General features: G+C 32.1%; 16 protein-coding genes. All 16 read right to left on the bottom strand.

Annotation, left to right across the window (positions count from 1 at the left end):
* Window positions 1-59: 59 nt before the first annotated feature.
* The 16 genes from FBF11_RS02695 to FBF11_RS02620 all read right to left on the bottom strand — a co-directional run bounded on the left by FBF11_RS02695 (window position 60) and on the right by FBF11_RS02620 (window position 16,009).
* Entirely contained in the window at window positions 60-1,862 is a 1,803-nt protein-coding gene (locus FBF11_RS02695; protein ID WP_002868066.1) for a menaquinone biosynthesis decarboxylase, read from the bottom strand.
* The gene (gene hemC / locus FBF11_RS02690) at window positions 1,859-2,782 is read right to left on the bottom strand and encodes a hydroxymethylbilane synthase (protein WP_002820769.1); all 924 of its coding nucleotides are present in this window, start codon (window positions 2,780-2,782) and stop codon (window positions 1,859-1,861) included. The genes FBF11_RS02695 and hemC overlap by 4 nt, the downstream gene beginning before the upstream one ends.
* Window positions 2,779-3,168 (bottom strand): FxsA family membrane protein, encoded by a 390-nt coding sequence (fxsA, locus tag FBF11_RS02685; protein WP_002868065.1) that lies wholly within the window; start codon window positions 3,166-3,168, stop codon window positions 2,779-2,781. The genes hemC and fxsA overlap by 4 nt, the downstream gene beginning before the upstream one ends.
* Entirely contained in the window at window positions 3,165-4,874 is a 1,710-nt protein-coding gene (locus FBF11_RS02680) for a proline--tRNA ligase (RefSeq protein WP_072225746.1), read from the bottom strand. The genes fxsA and FBF11_RS02680 overlap by 4 nt, the downstream gene beginning before the upstream one ends.
* The gene (gene hemA, locus FBF11_RS02675; RefSeq protein ID WP_002868063.1) at window positions 4,858-6,156 is read right to left on the bottom strand and encodes a glutamyl-tRNA reductase; all 1,299 of its coding nucleotides are present in this window, start codon (window positions 6,154-6,156) and stop codon (window positions 4,858-4,860) included. Before hemA ends, FBF11_RS02680 begins: the two co-directional genes overlap by 17 nt.
* On the bottom strand, window positions 6,156-7,049 hold the full coding sequence (locus FBF11_RS02670) for a hexaprenyl-diphosphate synthase (RefSeq protein ID WP_002864642.1): 894 nt from the start codon (window positions 7,047-7,049) through the stop codon (window positions 6,156-6,158). The genes hemA and FBF11_RS02670 overlap by 1 nt, the downstream gene beginning before the upstream one ends.
* 13 nt (window positions 7,050-7,062) lie before the next feature.
* Window positions 7,063-7,599 carry a hypothetical protein gene (locus tag FBF11_RS02665; RefSeq protein ID WP_057096861.1) on the bottom strand — a complete coding sequence of 179 codons (537 nt, stop codon included), beginning with the start codon at window positions 7,597-7,599 and terminating at the stop codon, window positions 7,063-7,065.
* A 2-nt stretch (window positions 7,600-7,601) separates the two neighbouring features.
* Entirely contained in the window at window positions 7,602-7,865 is a 264-nt protein-coding gene (locus tag FBF11_RS02660) for a DUF2018 family protein (RefSeq protein ID WP_002854834.1), read from the bottom strand.
* Between the two features lie 138 nt (window positions 7,866-8,003).
* A complete protein-coding gene (locus tag FBF11_RS02655; RefSeq protein ID WP_002812564.1) occupies window positions 8,004-8,561 on the bottom strand; it encodes a 2-oxoacid:acceptor oxidoreductase family protein in 558 nt (185 codons plus the stop codon).
* Entirely contained in the window at window positions 8,558-9,403 is an 846-nt protein-coding gene (locus tag FBF11_RS02650; RefSeq protein WP_002854895.1) for a 2-oxoglutarate ferredoxin oxidoreductase subunit beta, read from the bottom strand. The genes FBF11_RS02655 and FBF11_RS02650 overlap by 4 nt, the downstream gene beginning before the upstream one ends.
* The gene (locus tag FBF11_RS02645; protein ID WP_002858560.1) at window positions 9,404-10,528 is read right to left on the bottom strand and encodes a 2-oxoglutarate synthase subunit alpha; all 1,125 of its coding nucleotides are present in this window, start codon (window positions 10,526-10,528) and stop codon (window positions 9,404-9,406) included. It lies immediately after the preceding gene.
* 8 nt (window positions 10,529-10,536) lie between these two features.
* The gene (locus tag FBF11_RS02640; RefSeq protein ID WP_002854819.1) at window positions 10,537-10,848 is read right to left on the bottom strand and encodes a 4Fe-4S binding protein; all 312 of its coding nucleotides are present in this window, start codon (window positions 10,846-10,848) and stop codon (window positions 10,537-10,539) included.
* Between the two features lie 14 nt (window positions 10,849-10,862).
* Window positions 10,863-11,732: a succinate--CoA ligase subunit alpha gene (sucD, locus tag FBF11_RS02635; RefSeq protein ID WP_057096862.1), complete on the bottom strand. Its 870-nt coding sequence runs from the start codon at window positions 11,730-11,732 to the stop codon at window positions 10,863-10,865.
* Between the two features lie 9 nt (window positions 11,733-11,741).
* Entirely contained in the window at window positions 11,742-12,905 is a 1,164-nt protein-coding gene (gene sucC / locus FBF11_RS02630; RefSeq protein WP_002858590.1) for an ADP-forming succinate--CoA ligase subunit beta, read from the bottom strand.
* Window positions 12,906-13,808, bottom strand: coding sequence for a malate dehydrogenase (locus tag FBF11_RS02625; protein WP_002858544.1), 903 nt, complete (start codon window positions 13,806-13,808; stop codon window positions 12,906-12,908).
* Window positions 13,805-16,009, bottom strand: a complete 2,205-nt coding sequence (locus FBF11_RS02620) for an NADP-dependent isocitrate dehydrogenase (RefSeq protein ID WP_002858520.1) — start codon at window positions 16,007-16,009, stop codon at window positions 13,805-13,807. The genes FBF11_RS02625 and FBF11_RS02620 overlap by 4 nt, the downstream gene beginning before the upstream one ends.
* Window positions 16,010-16,101: the final 92 nt, after the last annotated feature.

Genomic DNA, 16,101 nt, shown 5'->3' with positions numbered 1-16,101 from the left:
ATAATAAAAAAATAATAAGCAAAAACTGTGCCAAAATTTTAAAATAAATCTCAATTATCTTAAAAAATTTCAAATTTATTAAAAAGATCTGGATTATTTTCTAAAATATTACGCAAGATCAAATCTTCTATCACGCTTTTAGTGCAATCTGTTTGCTTAGGCCAAGCTCTTAAATAACCCTCAGCTTCACCTTTAGCACTTGCATCTACTCCAAGTCTTTCTTCTTTGATAAAAATATCTCTTTTAGCATCTATATTATTTACCACACGCCAAACAAGCATATAAGAATTTTCAAGCTTATTTTCAGCATCTAAAAACACTAAAATCCTAAAATATTTTTTAAATTCTAAAAGTTTGTCAAAACTTTGTTCGATTTTTTCTTTTTTATCAAGCAAAATACAAACTATAGGACTTTTACTTTCTTTATAAAATTGCTTTAAATTTAAAAGTTCTACCTTAGTTTTAAAAAGTTCTAGTAATTTTTCATCTTCTAAAATTTCAAGCTCTTCAACTTGTATTTCTTCACAAGCATCAAGTCCTGCTTTACCCCCAAAACAAGAATTAGGTGAAGCATGATCTAATTGATCACAAATTCCTTCTGAAATTAAAATTTTCTTTGTATTAAAACGATCTAACATATAAGGAATTAAAGCATCATAATCTTTCAAAGAAGGTGCATTTTTATCCACAAAAATTGCATGCTTAACAAAACTCATTTGCCCTACTCCCCAAAATGCATGCATAATTTGTTGCGCATGAGCGGGATATTTTGCATCGATTTTTGCTAAGATAAGATTATGAAAGACCCCATTTTCAGGCATATTATAATCAATTAAATCAGGTACTGAAGTTTGAAGCAAGGGTAAAAAAATTCTTTCAGTACCAAGCCCCATGATCTTATCTTCTAAAGGAGGCTTTCCTACAACCGTTGCTTGATAGATCGCATCTTTTTTAGCATAAATTTTTTCTACTTTCATCACAGGAAAAAGTTCAGCAGGAGTGTAAAAACCCGTATGATCTCCAAAAGGACCTTCGATTTTAAACTCTTCTAAATCCACATAACCTTCAATAACCACATCACTATCATAAGGTACAAAAATACCATTTTCACAAGGAGTAATTTTTGCAGGAGTTTTTTTAATAAAACCATAAAGTAAAAGTTCAAAAATTCCCTTAGGTAAAGGTGCTTGAGAACACCAAATATAAAGCGGATCTCCACCTATGGCTATACTTACAGGCATTTTTTTAAAACCAGCATTTTTGTATTCGTGATAAAAATTTGCCCCATCTTTATGAATTTGCCAATGTATTAAAAGTTCATTTTTATCACTCATTTGCAAACGATACATTCCAAGATTATTTTGAGTTTTATCTAAATTTTGTGTATAAACTTGCCCCATGGTAATAAATTTACCCGCATCATCTTCCCAAGTTTTTAGTATGGGAAGTTCTTCAAGTGAGTTTAAAATTTCATAATCATACAAGGCTTTATTTTTTTTCAGTCTTTTAGGAGGAATATTTTTAAAACTTAACAAATTCATAAAAAAATCCATTTTTGCTTTAAAACTCGTAGGAATATGAAGCTTGATGAGTTTTGAAATTTCTTCAGCCACCTCTTCATAATCACGTCCAAAAGCTAAATTTAAAGCCTTTTTATTGCAAAAAGTATTCATCAAAACAGGAAATTTATATTGTTTATTTAATTTTTTATCTATAGGATTTTTAAATAATAAAGCCTTCCCTTTTTCTCCTTTTTTAGCTTCTATATAGGCTAAATGAGCGATTTCAAGATCTACATCTACAGGTTCTTCAATTACCCTTAGAAGATCATTTTCTTTTAAAATTTGAATAAATTCTTTCATATCATACTCTCAGCTTTTTTTAAAAGTTCTTTAGCACCTTTAGCAATAAACTCCTTAGCCAAACTCTCTCCAAAACCTTTAAAATCATTCTTTTTAATCATTCTCTTATCTTTTAAAATTTCACTTCCATCGGGTAGTCCAAGTACCGCACGCACACAAATTTCATCTCCCAAGAGCTCTGCGTTAATACCTATAGGAACTTGACAACCTCCTTCTAAAGTAGCAATAAATTCTCTTTCAATGCTTGTTTCAATCAAAGCATTTTCATCATTTAAACATTTTAAAAGTTCTAAAATTTTTTCATCATTTATGCTTTCAATACCTAAAGCTCCTTGAGAAGCCGCAGGAATAAGCTCATCTTTGCTAAATTCATAAACAAAATTCACTTGCTTATCTAAGTTTAAGCGTTTAATTCCCGCCATTGCCAAAATAATCGCATCAAAATCATTATTTTTTAATTTCTCTATACGAGAATTGACATTACCACGCAAAGAAATAATATCTAAATCAGGTCTTAATAATAAAAGCTGCATCTTGCGTCTAAGACTAGTAGTGCCTATTTTTGCACCTTTGGGTAAAGAAAGAAAATCTTTATAATTTTGACTTAGCATAGCATCATTGCTTTGCTCTCTTTTACTTACCGCTGCCAAAACTAAACCTTGAGGAAAAAAACTAGGCACATCTTTTAAACTATGCACCGCTAAGTGTGCTTCTTTTCTTAACATACTTTCTTCAAGTTCTTTTGTAAAAAGTCCTTTACCACCAATTTTTGCCAAAGGAGAATCCAGCAAAACATCGCCTTTTGTTTTAAAACCTTCTAAAAGCACTTCAATTTGATGTGTATTTTTTAAAATTTGGGCTACATGCTCACTTTGCCAAAGAGCTAATTGACTTTTTCTTGTTGCGATAATAAGCTTCATTTTCTATCCTCTATAATTTCAACATCAATAATTTCTTCATTAGAATTTTGATACTCTTGCTTGGTGTATTGATATTTTGATTTAGTTATTAATTTCAAAGCAATACCAAAGAAAAATACAAAAATTCCAAAAACACTTGTAATAATCCCTGGAAAAATAAGTAAAAACCCTGCGATAACAAAAGAAAATTGTGTTAACATATCCTTTAAGCCACCCATTTGAAATTCAAGCATATTTTTCCAAAAAATTCCCAATAAAACCGCACCAAAAATCATACTCAAAAGTATGAAAAATAAAAAATTACCAAAACCAAAAAACACTATAAAAAGTATACTTGCAATAATTTCAAGTACAAATAAAGGGCTTAAACTTAATTTATAATTCATAACACTTTCTTTTTAAGAATTTCCATAAGTTCATCAGTTTTTATAAGTTCTTTTATCAAACCTTCTCTTTGGATAAACTCTATTTCATTATTTTCTAATCCTTTACCAATAACTAATGCACAAGGAAAACCCATAAGTTCAAAATCATTCATTTTAACCCCAAAACGCTCATTTCTATCATCAAGCAAGACTTCTAATCCAAGATTAGTTAAATCCTCATAAAGCTTATTGGCAAATTCTAAAGCCTTTTCATCTTTGAGATTTGAAACAATAATTTCAAGCACAAAAGGAGCTAAAGTTTTATTCCAAATACATCCTTTTTCATCATGATTTGCTTCAATAGCTACAGCCAACAAGCGTGAAACACCTATGCCGTAACATCCCATATAAAAAGGCTGACTTTTGCCATTTTCATCTAAGAAATTTGCATTCATCGCTTTGGAATATTTTTGTCCTAGCTTAAAAATATGCCCTACTTCTATACCTTTACTTTGTTTTAATTTTGCTCCACATTTAACACAGCAATCCCCTTCTTTAACTTCAATCAAATCTTTAAAACGATCTTTATTTAAATTTACAACATCAATACCGATTAAATGATAATCTTTTTCATTCGCACCCATAATCATTTGCTTTTCGTTTTCAAGCTCAAAATCTATATAAAAATCTATATCTTTTAATCCCACAAAACCTATAAAACCAGCTACTAAGCCAGCTTTCTCCAATTCTTCTTCGCTCGCATCGACTAGTTCAAGGGCACTGCAAGCATTTTGAGCCTTGATTTCTTGCAAATCATCACTTCCTCTTATAAAAAACACAACTAATTTGCTTTCATTTTCATAAATAGCTTTTTTTACCACTGCTTTAATCGTATAAAAAGCATTAATTTTAAAAAATTGTGCTAAAGAATCTATAGTTTTAATATTTGGAGTGTGAAATTTACTTGCATAATTTGCTTCAGGACGCTCATCTTGACAAGTTTTTTTAGCTCTTTTTGCAGCTTCAACATTAGCCGCATAATCACAATTTTCACAAATTAAAATATCATCTTCCCCATTTTTTGCCAAAACCATAAATTCCTTAGAACCACTTCCACCAATAGCCCCACTATCAGCTTCAACTGCTCTAAAATCAAGCCCCATTCTTTGTAAAATTTGAGAATAAGTTTTATACATAAGCTCAAACTCACGCCCTAAATCTTCTTCATTAGCATGAAAACTATATCCATCTTTCATTAGAAATTCACGACATCTTAAAAGCCCAAATCTAGGCCTTGCTTCATCACGAAATTTAAGTCCAATTTGATATAAGTGCAAAGGAAGTTGTTTATAGCTTGTGATTTTGTTTTTTACCAAAGAAAGCATAGCTTCTTCATGTGTTGGACCTAAAACAAATTCATTTTCTTTTCTGTCTTTAAAACGCAAAAGTTCTTTTCCAAAAACATTATAACGCCCACTTTCTTGCCACAAACTTGCAGGAGTGATAAAACTAAGATTTACTTCTTGTGCTCCAGCCTTATCCATTTCTTCTTTAACTATATTTTTAATCTTGTCTAAAACTCTTTTTCCCAAAGGCAAGAAATTATAAAGTCCGCTACCAATTTGTTCTACAAAACCCGCACGCGTTAAAAAAATATGACTAGGTAAACTCGCATCTTTTGGCGCTTCTTTTAAACTTGGTGCATAAAATTTAGTAAATCTCATCATTATTCTCCATATCAAATTCACATTTATATTGATTTAAACCTTCAAGATTATTTTGCAAATCAAAAACATAACGCATAGCATTAATCACTGTATCGCTTTGCATTTTACCTTGTAAATGTTTCAAATTTACAGTAGGCGTGTGTAAAAAAGCCTTAAAAACTTGATGAATCAACTTTCTAGCCTCTTCTTTATCAGATTTTTTCAAATATCCTTTTTTTAACGCAATTTCAAGTTGTTTATCTGCATATTCTTTAGCTTGCAAGCGTATAGCTTTGATAATAGGCATCAAAGCCAAATCGTTTAAATACCTAAAAAATTCACTTGTTTCACGACCTATTATCCCATAAGCCATACGAGCTTCTTGTTCTCTTAGTGCTAAATTTTTTTGAACCACAATTTCAAGATCATCTACAGCAAAAACAGATATATTTTCATTTTCATTGATATCAATATCCCTTGGAACTGCAATATCAAAAAAATACCTTTTATAAGAAAGTTCTTCTATTAAAGAATTTGTAATAATAGCATTTGGTGCATTGGTAGCTGAGAAAAAAAACTCGTATTGATTTAAATATTTTTTTAAATTTTCTAAACTATCATATTCGCTTAAAACACCAAGTCTCTCACACAAATCTTTAGCTTTTTGTAAATCACGATTTAAAATAATCACCTTAGCACCCGCAGCAATTAAATGTTTTGCCGCAAGTTCTCCCATCTCTCCAGCTCCAATAACAACAGCTTTTTTTTGCGTTAAATCTGCAAGTTCTTTTGCTTTTGACACGGCAACGCTAGCTACAGAAATAGAATTTTTGGAAATTTGAGTTTCATTGCGTACCTTAGCAGCACATTTAAAAGCACTATGTACTGCTCTTGAAAGGTGTACTCCACAAAAATTATTTTTTACAGCAAAAGCAAAGGCATCTTTTAATTGTCCTGCTATTTGAGTTTCTCCAACCACCAAACTATCCAAAGAACTTGCTACAGAAAAAAGATGGTGGATTGCTCCACTATCTTCAAAAATATCAGCTTTTTCAAGTAAAATATCTTTATCAACATCACAAAGTAAAGCCAAAGATTTAACAATAAACTCCGCACAGGCCATTTTTACAAAAGCAACAATTTCAACACGATTGCAAGTACTTATAACCAAACATTCTTCAATATTTTCATGAGTGCTAATGATTTTTAAAAACTCACTTTTTTTAGCTTCATTGGAAAAGCTTAACTTTTCCCTTAAGGCAATATCTGTATTTTTATGAGTAAAAGATATACAATAATACATTAAAATTCCCTATCTATCATAGCTTTAATAATATCATTAAGCTTATTATTATCATATTTTTCAATTGCTTTTCTAGCCTTTTTTGCATAAGTTTTAGCTTCTAAAATAGCTTTTTCTAAAGCTTTTTGTTCTTCAAATTTAGTTTTTAGCCATTCTTTTTCATTTTCATTTAAATCTTTTTTAAATAAAGTCTGCAAATATATCCTATCTTGTTCTTGTAAATTTTCATAAAGATAAATATAAGGCAAGGTAGTTTTACCCTCTTTAAAATCATTCATAGCAGGTTTTCCAAGAATTTTTTCATCACTCTTAATATCTAAAATATCATCAATCATCTGAAAAGCAAGTCCTAAATTTTTACCATATTCTGCAAAATCTTTTTCATATAATCCAGCCAAAATAGCTCCGCATCTAGCACTTGCTTCAATCAAAACAGCTGTTTTATTATAGATCATTTTCAAATAAGCTTCTTTATTGATATTAAATTTCTCTCCCAAATCAACATCCATAAGTTCGCCTATAGCAAGCTTTACAACAGCATCTGAAATAATACTTGCAAATCTAGCATCCATTTTGCTTAATTCATAAAAGGCTTTTGAATACAAAATATCGCCCAACATAAGAGCATTTTTTGTACCAAATTCAGCATTAACAGATCTTGCTCCACGCCTTAATTCACTCTCATCGATAATATCATCATGTAATAAACTAGCAAGATGTATCAATTCTATAGCCGCACAAATTTTAAAAGCAATCTCACTCTCATCTGCGATAGCTAATAATAATTTAGAGCGTAATTTCTTTCCTGATTTTACATTTGAAAGCATATTTAAAATAGGTTCATAGCCAAGCTCTTGTAAAAACTGTTTTATTAATTCATCTATTTTTTGCACTATCTTTTCCTTGTTAATTGCTATTATTATTTTCTTTGCTTGTTAATGGTTTTACCTGAGGTTCGTTAAAATTAATCATAGGAACAACCTGATTATTTTGCGGTGGATTTTGTAAAGCTTTTTTTCTCGGATCTAAAAATTCTACCATTAAGCGAGATTCCTTATCTTCTATATAAACCGTAAAAGTTGCCAAACCTTTATTATAACCACTAAATTCTAAAATAAGTCTTGCTCTATCAATATGTGGATTAGTATAGTCAGGTATTAAAGTTTGAGTTACCCAATCTAAATTTCTTCTTAAACTCATCACAAATTGACGCGGATATTTGCGAAATTTCGAATGTACGATGATATTAGTATTATCAAACAAAGTCCAATAAAAATCAAAATTTTGCACCTTATCTTCATAGCCTATTTCTTTAATCTGCACACTAGCTCTCTCATCTTTTTTAAGTATAAATTTATAAGTATAATTAAAAGTTGGTTCAGATGCTAAAACATTACTAAAAATAAAAAAAATACAAATTAAACAAGGGCTTATTTTAAACAATTTTAGCCTTCGTGTCCTAAAATTTTTGCGCCCAATTCTATATAAATATCATTTTGCCTTTCTTCTATAAAATCACCATTTTCTAATATGAAATTTTTTACATCCATTTCTGTTAAACCTTGTTTTTCCAAAAGTTCCACCATGGCAATATGATCAGCAAAAAATTCCTCAAAAACTTTTTCTAAGGCTCCTAAATTTCCATTTTGTATAATTTCTATAAATTTTTCTTTTGGAGTTTTATTAAACATTTCATCAAAAAAATCCATTAATTTTCCTTGAAAATATAAGTTTTTGATTATAAAATTTTAATCGTTAAAAGTAGCTAAATTAAAATAATTAAAATTTAAATTTTATTTGCAATGTGTAAAATTTTAGAAGTTAAATTCCGCATGATGCGGAATTTATTATGAATATGGTTTTGCTTGAGTGGCGTATTTTACACCCAGATCAAAAGCTTTAGCATTTGCATCACGAGTTTTTGCAGGAACCATATGAAGCATAGTTTCTTTTAAAACATCTAAATCTATACATTTGCTCATATAAGCAGCAATTGCAAGTGCAACAACTGATTGAGTAGCCACATTTCCTACCTCATCTTTAGCTATGGTGATAATAGGGATTTCAAAAATTTGCCATTTTTTATAATCTTCACTTTCAGGATGTACTAAATTTGGCTCTACAACTATAATACCTCCTTCTTTTACACCCCCACGAAAACCTTTATAACCCTTATCTGCAGTCGAAAGCATAAAATCTACTTCCCCTTCTACAGCATAAGGAAATAAAATTTCTTTATCATCAATGATAATATCCACCTTAGTAGGGCCACCACGCACTTGTGAAGTGTAAGTAGAAGCCTTAAAAGCTTGACGACCTTCTTTAATGGCTGCTTCTGCTAAAATTTCTCCTGCGGTGATAACACCTTGTCCGCCTTCACCGCCAAATCTTAATTGATATTTCATTTTAAAGCTCCTAAATCCACCATTCTTTTTTCTTTGGCTGCACGACGTACTTCTTCATAAGCGTGGCAGTATTCTGGCTGAGAATTATCTTCATGTAAAATTCCTGTTGGAAATTTATCTTTTCTTTCTTCAAAATCCATGCTTTCAAATTTAGCTTTATCCACAACGCGATTTTTAATCCAATCAAGCATAGCTACAGCTTCGCCCATTTTGTTTTTTCTGCCTAGATTGATATGACAATTTGAAAAAACATCTACAAAACTATAACCCTTATGCGCTAAAGCCTTATAAATTAAATTTTCAAGCTTATTAGCTTCGATCACATTACCCCTTGCCACAAAAGAAGCTCCTGCAGCTTTAGTTAATTCACACGCATCAAAATTAGGGTCAATATTTCCAAATTGAGCTGTTACTGTATAAAAACCTTTTGGAGTGGTTGGGCTTGTTTGGGAATTCGTAAGTCCATAGATGAAATTATTGATTACAATATGTGTTAAATCAATATTTCTGCGACAACCATGTATAGTATGATTTCCACCAATTGCCAAAGTATCCCCATCTCCACTTACTACAATAACATGTTTACTAGGATTGGCTAGTTTAATGCCTGTTGCATAAGCTATTGCTCTACCATGAGTAGTATGAACTGTATTGCAATTTACATAAGAACTCATTCTGCCACTACAACCTATACCCGAAACAAGACAAACATCATCCATATTCCAACCAAGTTTTTCTATCGCGCGGATAATACATTTTAAAACAACACCATCGCCACATCCCCAACACCATTGAGTAGGCATTTTATCTACTCTTAGATATTCATCATAATTAAAAGCCATTTATATATTCTCCTTTACCTTAGCAATAATTTCACTTGGAGTGATAGGACGACCATTTGCACGGTGCAAACTAATAAAATCGCGACGCGAAGTTACTCTTTCAATCTCTTCAAGATATTGTCCCATATTAAGCTCGCTTACCATGACTTTTTTAAATTTGCTTACAACCTCAGCAATTTTTTTCTCAGCCACTGGATAAAGAGTAATTGGACGGAAAAGTCCCACTTTAATCCCTTGCTCTCTTAATCTTTGTATAGCTTCTTTTGCTGAACGACTCACGCTTCCATAAGCAATGATTAAAAATTCAGCATCATCAAGCATATACTCTTCATAAGTACAAATATCTTCTTGATTGTTTTTTATTTTACCTATGAGTCTTTCCATATTTTTTTTCACTATAACTCCATCTTCAGTTGGAAAACCTATATCTCCATGATGAAGTCCTGTAACATGATAACGATAACCTGTAAAGAAAGGATTTAAAGTTGCAGGCTCATTTTCTCCTGCTGCATAAGGTTTATAATCCTTTTTATCGCCTTCAAATTTTTTACGGTTATATACTTTAATATCTTTTAAATCAGGTAAAACCGCTTTACCATTCATGTGCCCTACAGTTTCATCCATAAGTAAAAATACTGGAGTCATATATTTTTCAGCTAAATTAAACGCTCTAATGGTTTCTGTATAAGCTTCTTCAAGACTTGCAGGAGCAATAGCAATACTTGCAAAATCCCCATGAGTTGGTGCTTTAGCTTGAAACAAATCTCCTTGTGCTACACGAGTTGGAAGACCTGTTGAAGGACCACCTCTCATAACATTTACAATCACAAGTGGAATTTCAGCAATAAATGCAAGTCCTATTTGCTCTGCTTTTAAAGAAATTCCAGGACCGCTACTTGCAGTCATGGATTTTACCCCACTCATTGCCGCACCAATAGCCACGCTAATACCTGAAATTTCATCTTCCATTTGTATAAAAGTTCCATCATTTGCAGGAAGCATATGGCTTAATTCATGAGCTATCTCACTACTAGGAGTAATAGGATAACCTCCAAAAAATTTACATCCACAATCAATCGCAGCTTTGGCGATTAAAACATTACCTGTTGCTATAACTTCTCTCATTATTTTTCCTATGCTAATTTTTTGTATTTGTTATTTTTTACGGCTACAGCTCTATCTTTAGCCTCAGCAGTAAGTTTGGCAAATTTAAATTCATCTCTTTTTGCCACCATAATAGCAAAATCAGGGCAATGTGTCTCACACTCGGTACAGCCTATACAGGATTCAGGGTGTACCACCTCTATCATTTGTCCTAAAACCGCATGCACATCATCGCGCATAGCTAAAACCCCAGCGGGGCAATAGCTAACACAAATATTGCATGCTTTACATCTATGCTCATCTACCCAAACAGGGGTATCTTTTGGAGCTGTCATACTCATGTTTTTTTCCTTTATTAACCTAATATTTTTTGAATTTCTTCACCAATCAAAGCCGGAGAATCCACCACATGAATTCCATAGCTTTTTAAAGTTTCTTTTTTAGCTGCAGCGCTTTCATCAGCACTTCCTACTATGGCACCTGCATGCCCCATTTTTTTGCCTTTAGGAGCAGTTGCGCCTGCAATGAATGCTACCACAGGTTTGCTAATATTTTCTTTAATAAATTTAGCCGCTTCCACTTCCAAACTACCACCAATTTCACCTATCATTACAATAGCTTTAGTTTCATCATCTTTTTGAAATTCACTTAAAAGTTCTTTATAAGCAAGACCTATGATAGGATCACCGCCAATTCCTACTGCAGTAGAAATTCCATAACCACCTTGAACTACCTGATTAGCAGCTTCATAAGTTAAAGTTCCACTTTTTGAAATAAGCCCCACGCAACCTTTTTTAAAAATAAAACCTGGCATAATTCCTAATTTGCATTCTTCAGAAGTGATAATACCTGGACAATTTGGTCCAATGATTTTCATACCCTTTTTATTGGCATATTGCTTAGCAAACATCATATCTTTTACAGGCGTATGTTCTGTGATTACAACTGCAAGCTTAATACCCGCATCAGCTGCTTCAATCACGCTATCACCCACAGCAAAAGCAGGGACAAAGATCAAGCTTACATCAGCCTTTGTTGCTTTAACCGCATCTGCAACGGTATCAAAAACTGGTTTACCTAAATGAGTTTGTCCGCCTTTATGAGGGGTGACACCTCCAACTATATTTGTACCATAAGCCATGCATTGCTCAGCGTGAAAAGTTGCTTCTTTACCTGTAAAACCTTGAACTATTACTTTTGTATTTTTATTAACCAATATACTCATTTTCCATCCTTATCCTACTAAACTTTTTACAAGCTCTGCACCGTTTTTAAGATTGGTTGCTGCTTTGATATTTTTAAGATTTGAATTATCTAAAATTGTCTTTGCTTCTGCTGCGTTAGTGCCATCAAGACGCACTACAATTGGAATATTTACCTCAACATTCTTAGTAGCTTCTAAAATTCCATTTGCTATCCTATCACAACGAACAATACCACCAAAGATATTGATAAATATAACTTTTACATTTTTATCTCTTAAAATAATTTCAAAAGCCTTTGCAACAGTTTCTGGAGAAGCTCCCCCACCTACATCTAAGAAATTTGCAGGTTTTGCACCACTATAATTAATAATATCCATAGTTGCCATTGCTAGACCCGCACCATTTACCATACAAGCTACATCTCCATCTAATTTCACATAGCTTAAGCCAAATTCAGCCGCTTCTCTTTCAGCAGGATTTTCTTCAGTAGTATCTCTAAGTTCAGCAATTTCAGGATGACGATAAAGCGCACTATCATCAAAACTGCATTTTGCATCAAGGGCATAAAAATCCCCTTCTGCAGTTTTAATTAAAGGATTAATTTCAAGCATATTCATATCTTTATCCATGTAAAGCTTATAAAGTTTAGCTATCATAGAAATGAGTTTTTTGCCTTCATCTTTATCAAGTCCCAAAACTCTCGCTACTTCAAGTCCATGAAACATTTTAAATCCAATTTGTGGATCAATACCTACTTTTGCAATTTTTTCAGGACTTTCTTTGGCTACTTTTTCTATATCCATCCCTCCTTCACTTGAAGCGATAATGGTAATTTGCTCTGCCATTCTATTAAACAAAATAGCCAAATAATACTCTTTTACTATATTAGCACCACTTTCTATATAAAGTTTTTGCACAAGTTTGCCTTCAGGTCCTGTTTGATGAGTTACTAAATTCATTCCTAAAATTTTACTTGCATAATCTTTTACCTCATCTAAATTCTTAGCGATTTTAACACCACCACCAAGACCACGGCCTCCTGCATGAATTTGAGCTTTAACTGCCCAAACACTACCGCCTAATTCTTTAGCATTAGCCACAGCTTCATCTACGCTAAATGCAACTTTTCCCTTTAAGGTAGGGATGCCATTGTCTACAAAAATTGCTTTTGCTTGATACTCATGTATGTTCATTTATTCTCCTTTATATTGATATTTGATTAAAGATTTTTCTAATTTGTCTTTTTCTTGCAAACTAAGATCCATTTTCATGATTTCAATCACACCTTCAAGTCCTAATCTTGCCATAACTCCCAAGGCTTTGTTTTGCACTCCAAATTCTCCATGTAAAATCACACTCATAGGTAAAAACTCGCCACTTCTTATAGACTCAAGCATTCTTATACAAGCACTAGCAGGGGCTAAATAAGCTGAAGTTTTAAGATGTTTGATTACTTTAGCTCCACCTGTTTTAACTTCATTTTCTAAATCCTCAAATTCTTCTTCATTTAAAAATTCGCTTATATTTTTATTTTTAACACTTGCGTAAGATTTTACCAAAACCATATCATCATTATGAAAACCAATAAGTCTTGTATCCACTCTTGACATTTTGACATTAAGTTTTTTGGCAAGTTCATACTTAAATCTTGCATTGTCTAAAACACCCGCCATGGCTATAATTTTCTTTGATGAAAAAATCCCGCTTTCATAAAGAGTATTAAGTAGAAAATCCACAGGATTAGTTAAAATAATAAAAAGCGGATCTTCTGTAAAATCTTTAATTTTTTTAGCACAATCAAGCATAATGCTTGTATTTAACTGAAGCAATTCTTCTCTACTTTGCCCATCTTTTCTAGCAAAACCTGCACTAAAAAGCACTATATCTGAATTTTTGGTATGAGTATAATCTTTAGTGCAAAGTAAATCTATATTTAAATTTAAAGCAGCTATGCTTTGAGTAAGCTCTAGTTCTTTTGCGTAAAGCAAATCCTCGTTAATATCTACTAAAACAATTTCATTTGCTATTTCTCTTAAAATCAAAGCATAAGCTACGCTTGAACCTACATTGCCAGCCCCTATAACAGTGATTTTCATCTTTGTCCTATTTTTTCTAAAATAGCGTTAAAAGTTGCACTTGGACGCATGATTTTATTTGCTTTTTCATCATCAAATTTATAATACCCACCCAAATCCACTTTCACACCTTGTGCATCGTTAAATTCGGCTCTGATTTTTTCTTCATTAGAAGAAAGCTCTAGGGCAATATCTTTAAAAAAGCTTTGAAGCTCCATATCACTTGCCTGTCTTGCTAAATGATTTGCAAAATACATTGCTAAATAAAAATGACTTGTTCTATTATCATCTTCTTTGACTTTTCTTGATGGAGCTTTATTATTTTCAAGCCATTCGCCTATAGCCTCATCAAGACATTCTGCTAAAACCTTAGCTTTATGATTGCCACACTTATTTGCATAAAATTCCAAACTTGCTTGCAAAGCCAAAAATTCACCCAAACTATCCCAACGCAGATGATTTTCTTCGACTAATTGTTCTACTTGTTTAGGTGCTGAACCCCCTGCTCCTGTTTCAAACATAGCTCCACCATTTAACATAGGCACAACAGAAAGCATTTTTGCACTTGTTCCAAGCTCTAAAATAGGAAAAAGATCGGTTAAATAATCCCTTAAAACATTACCCGTGATAGAAATAACATCTTTACCTTCTCGGATTAACTCTAAACTTCTTAAACAAGCTTCTTTTGGAGTTAAAATGGCTACATTTTTACCCTTTTCTTTTAAACGATTTTGTACCAAAGTTATCATGATTTTATTACTAGCTCTTTTGCTATCTAACCAAAAAATAGCTTCGGCTCCACTAAGTTCTGATCTTTCTATACCTAAATCAATCCAATTTAACACTGCATCAAATTTAGCCTGATTAGCTCTATAAATATCACCTTTTCTAACCTTATGTTCTAATAAAACTTTACCGTTAGAAACTATTTTAAAAGTTCCTTCTTCTTTAGCCACAAAGGTTTTATCGTGCGATCCATATTCTTGAGCTTTTTTAGCCATTAAACCTACATTAGATACACTGCCAAGTTTTGAAGGATTTAAAGTACCATTTTTATGCAAATCTTCAATAACCGCCTCATAAATAGTTGCGTAAGTTTGATCAGGAATTACGGCATTTGTGTCCTTTTCCTTACCTTCCTTATCCCACAATCTTGCGCCATTTTTAAGCATTGCAGGCATAGAAGCATCAACGATAACATCGCTTGGAACATGAAGATTTGTAATGCCTTTATCTGAATTTACCATAGAAATATCTGCAGATTTAGCTAAAATTTCACTGTATTTTTTTAAAATTTCATCTTTTTTGCTTGAATTTTCGATCTTACTTAAAAGCTCACTTAAACCATTATTTGGATTAATGCCTAATTTTTCAAATTCATCTTGAAATTCGATAAATAATTCTTTAAAAAATACTTTTACCGCATAACCAAAAAGTATAGGATCACTTACTTTCATCATTGTAGCTTTTAAATGCAAAGAAAAAAGCACATCATCATCTTTGCTTGCTTTAATTTCTTTTGCATAAAATTCCTGAAGTTTTTGCACATCCATAAAAGTAGCGTCTAAAATTTCATTTTTTTCAAGTTTTAAGCCCTCTTTTAAAATTTCTTTTTTACCATCAACGCTTGTAAATTCTATATTAGCCACACAATCTTGATCGATTAAAACCGCTTTTTCATTAGAGAAAAAATCCCCTTCTTTCATGTAAGAAACACGAGTTTTTGAGTTTGGATTAAACTCAACCACACGATAAGGATTGTTTTTTGCATAGTCTTTTACCGCTTTTGTTGAACGACGATCTGAATTTCCTTGTCTTAATACAGGATTAACCGCTGAACCTAAAACTTTTTGATATTTTGTTTTAATTTGCAATTCTTCATCATTTTTTGGCTCATCTGGGTAATTTGGTAACATATAACCCTTATCTTGCAATTCTTTAATCGCCGCCTTAAGCTGAGGAATAGAAGCTGAAATATTTGGGGTTTTAATAAGATTTGCATCCGATCTTTTGACAAGCTCGCCTAAAAGCTCTAAAGCATCTTCACATCTTTGTTCCTCTTTTAAATACTCACTAAAAGTAGCTAAAATCCTTCCAGACAAAGAAATATCCGAGGTTTTTACTCCTATATGTGCCCTACTTAAAAAAGCTTTCACTATAGGCAAAAACGAATAAGTCGCAAGAGCTGGCGACTCATCTGTTAAGGTATAAGTAATTTGCATTTTTAGTCCTTTAAAATACTTATTTTTATTTTCATTTTTAAGTATATTACAAATAAAAAAAAATGCAAGAGTAAGTTTAAAGTTTGTTTTAG

Origin of the sequence: Campylobacter sp. CFSAN093224, from assembly GCF_012897395.1 — a bacterium.
GTDB classification, from domain to species: Bacteria; Campylobacterota; Campylobacteria; order Campylobacterales; family Campylobacteraceae; genus Campylobacter_D; species Campylobacter_D jejuni.
The sequence above is the reverse complement of the archived record's forward strand: the minus strand, read 5'-3'. Positions and strand labels throughout refer to the sequence as shown.

What these genes read in the sequence shown, in the direction of transcription:
- FBF11_RS02640 (WP_002854819.1), bottom strand. Translation starts at nt 10,848, where the DNA reads ATGAGTATGACAGCTCCAAAAGATACCCCTGTTTGGGTAGATGAGCAT.
- sucD (WP_057096862.1), bottom strand. Translation starts at nt 11,732, where the DNA reads ATGAGTATATTGGTTAATAAAAATACAAAAGTAATAGTTCAAGGTTTT.
- sucC (WP_002858590.1), bottom strand. Translation starts at nt 12,905, where the DNA reads ATGAACATACATGAGTATCAAGCAAAAGCAATTTTTGTAGACAATGGC.
- FBF11_RS02645 (WP_002858560.1), bottom strand. Translation starts at nt 10,528, where the DNA reads ATGAGAGAAGTTATAGCAACAGGTAATGTTTTAATCGCCAAAGCTGCG.
- FBF11_RS02680 (WP_072225746.1), bottom strand. Translation starts at nt 4,874, where the DNA reads ATGATGAGATTTACTAAATTTTATGCACCAAGTTTAAAAGAAGCGCCA.
- hemC (WP_002820769.1), bottom strand. Translation starts at nt 2,782, where the DNA reads ATGAAGCTTATTATCGCAACAAGAAAAAGTCAATTAGCTCTTTGGCAA.
- FBF11_RS02625 (WP_002858544.1), bottom strand. Translation starts at nt 13,808, where the DNA reads ATGAAAATCACTGTTATAGGGGCTGGCAATGTAGGTTCAAGCGTAGCT.
- FBF11_RS02660 (WP_002854834.1), bottom strand. Translation starts at nt 7,865, where the DNA reads ATGGATTTTTTTGATGAAATGTTTAATAAAACTCCAAAAGAAAAATTT.
- FBF11_RS02655 (WP_002812564.1), bottom strand. Translation starts at nt 8,561, where the DNA reads ATGAAATATCAATTAAGATTTGGCGGTGAAGGCGGACAAGGTGTTATC.
- FBF11_RS02620 (WP_002858520.1), bottom strand. Translation starts at nt 16,009, where the DNA reads ATGCAAATTACTTATACCTTAACAGATGAGTCGCCAGCTCTTGCGACT.
- fxsA (WP_002868065.1), bottom strand. Translation starts at nt 3,168, where the DNA reads ATGAATTATAAATTAAGTTTAAGCCCTTTATTTGTACTTGAAATTATT.
- FBF11_RS02695 (WP_002868066.1), bottom strand. Translation starts at nt 1,862, where the DNA reads ATGAAAGAATTTATTCAAATTTTAAAAGAAAATGATCTTCTAAGGGTA.
- hemA (WP_002868063.1), bottom strand. Translation starts at nt 6,156, where the DNA reads ATGTATTATTGTATATCTTTTACTCATAAAAATACAGATATTGCCTTA.
- FBF11_RS02650 (WP_002854895.1), bottom strand. Translation starts at nt 9,403, where the DNA reads ATGGCTTTTAATTATGATGAATATCTAAGAGTAGATAAAATGCCTACT.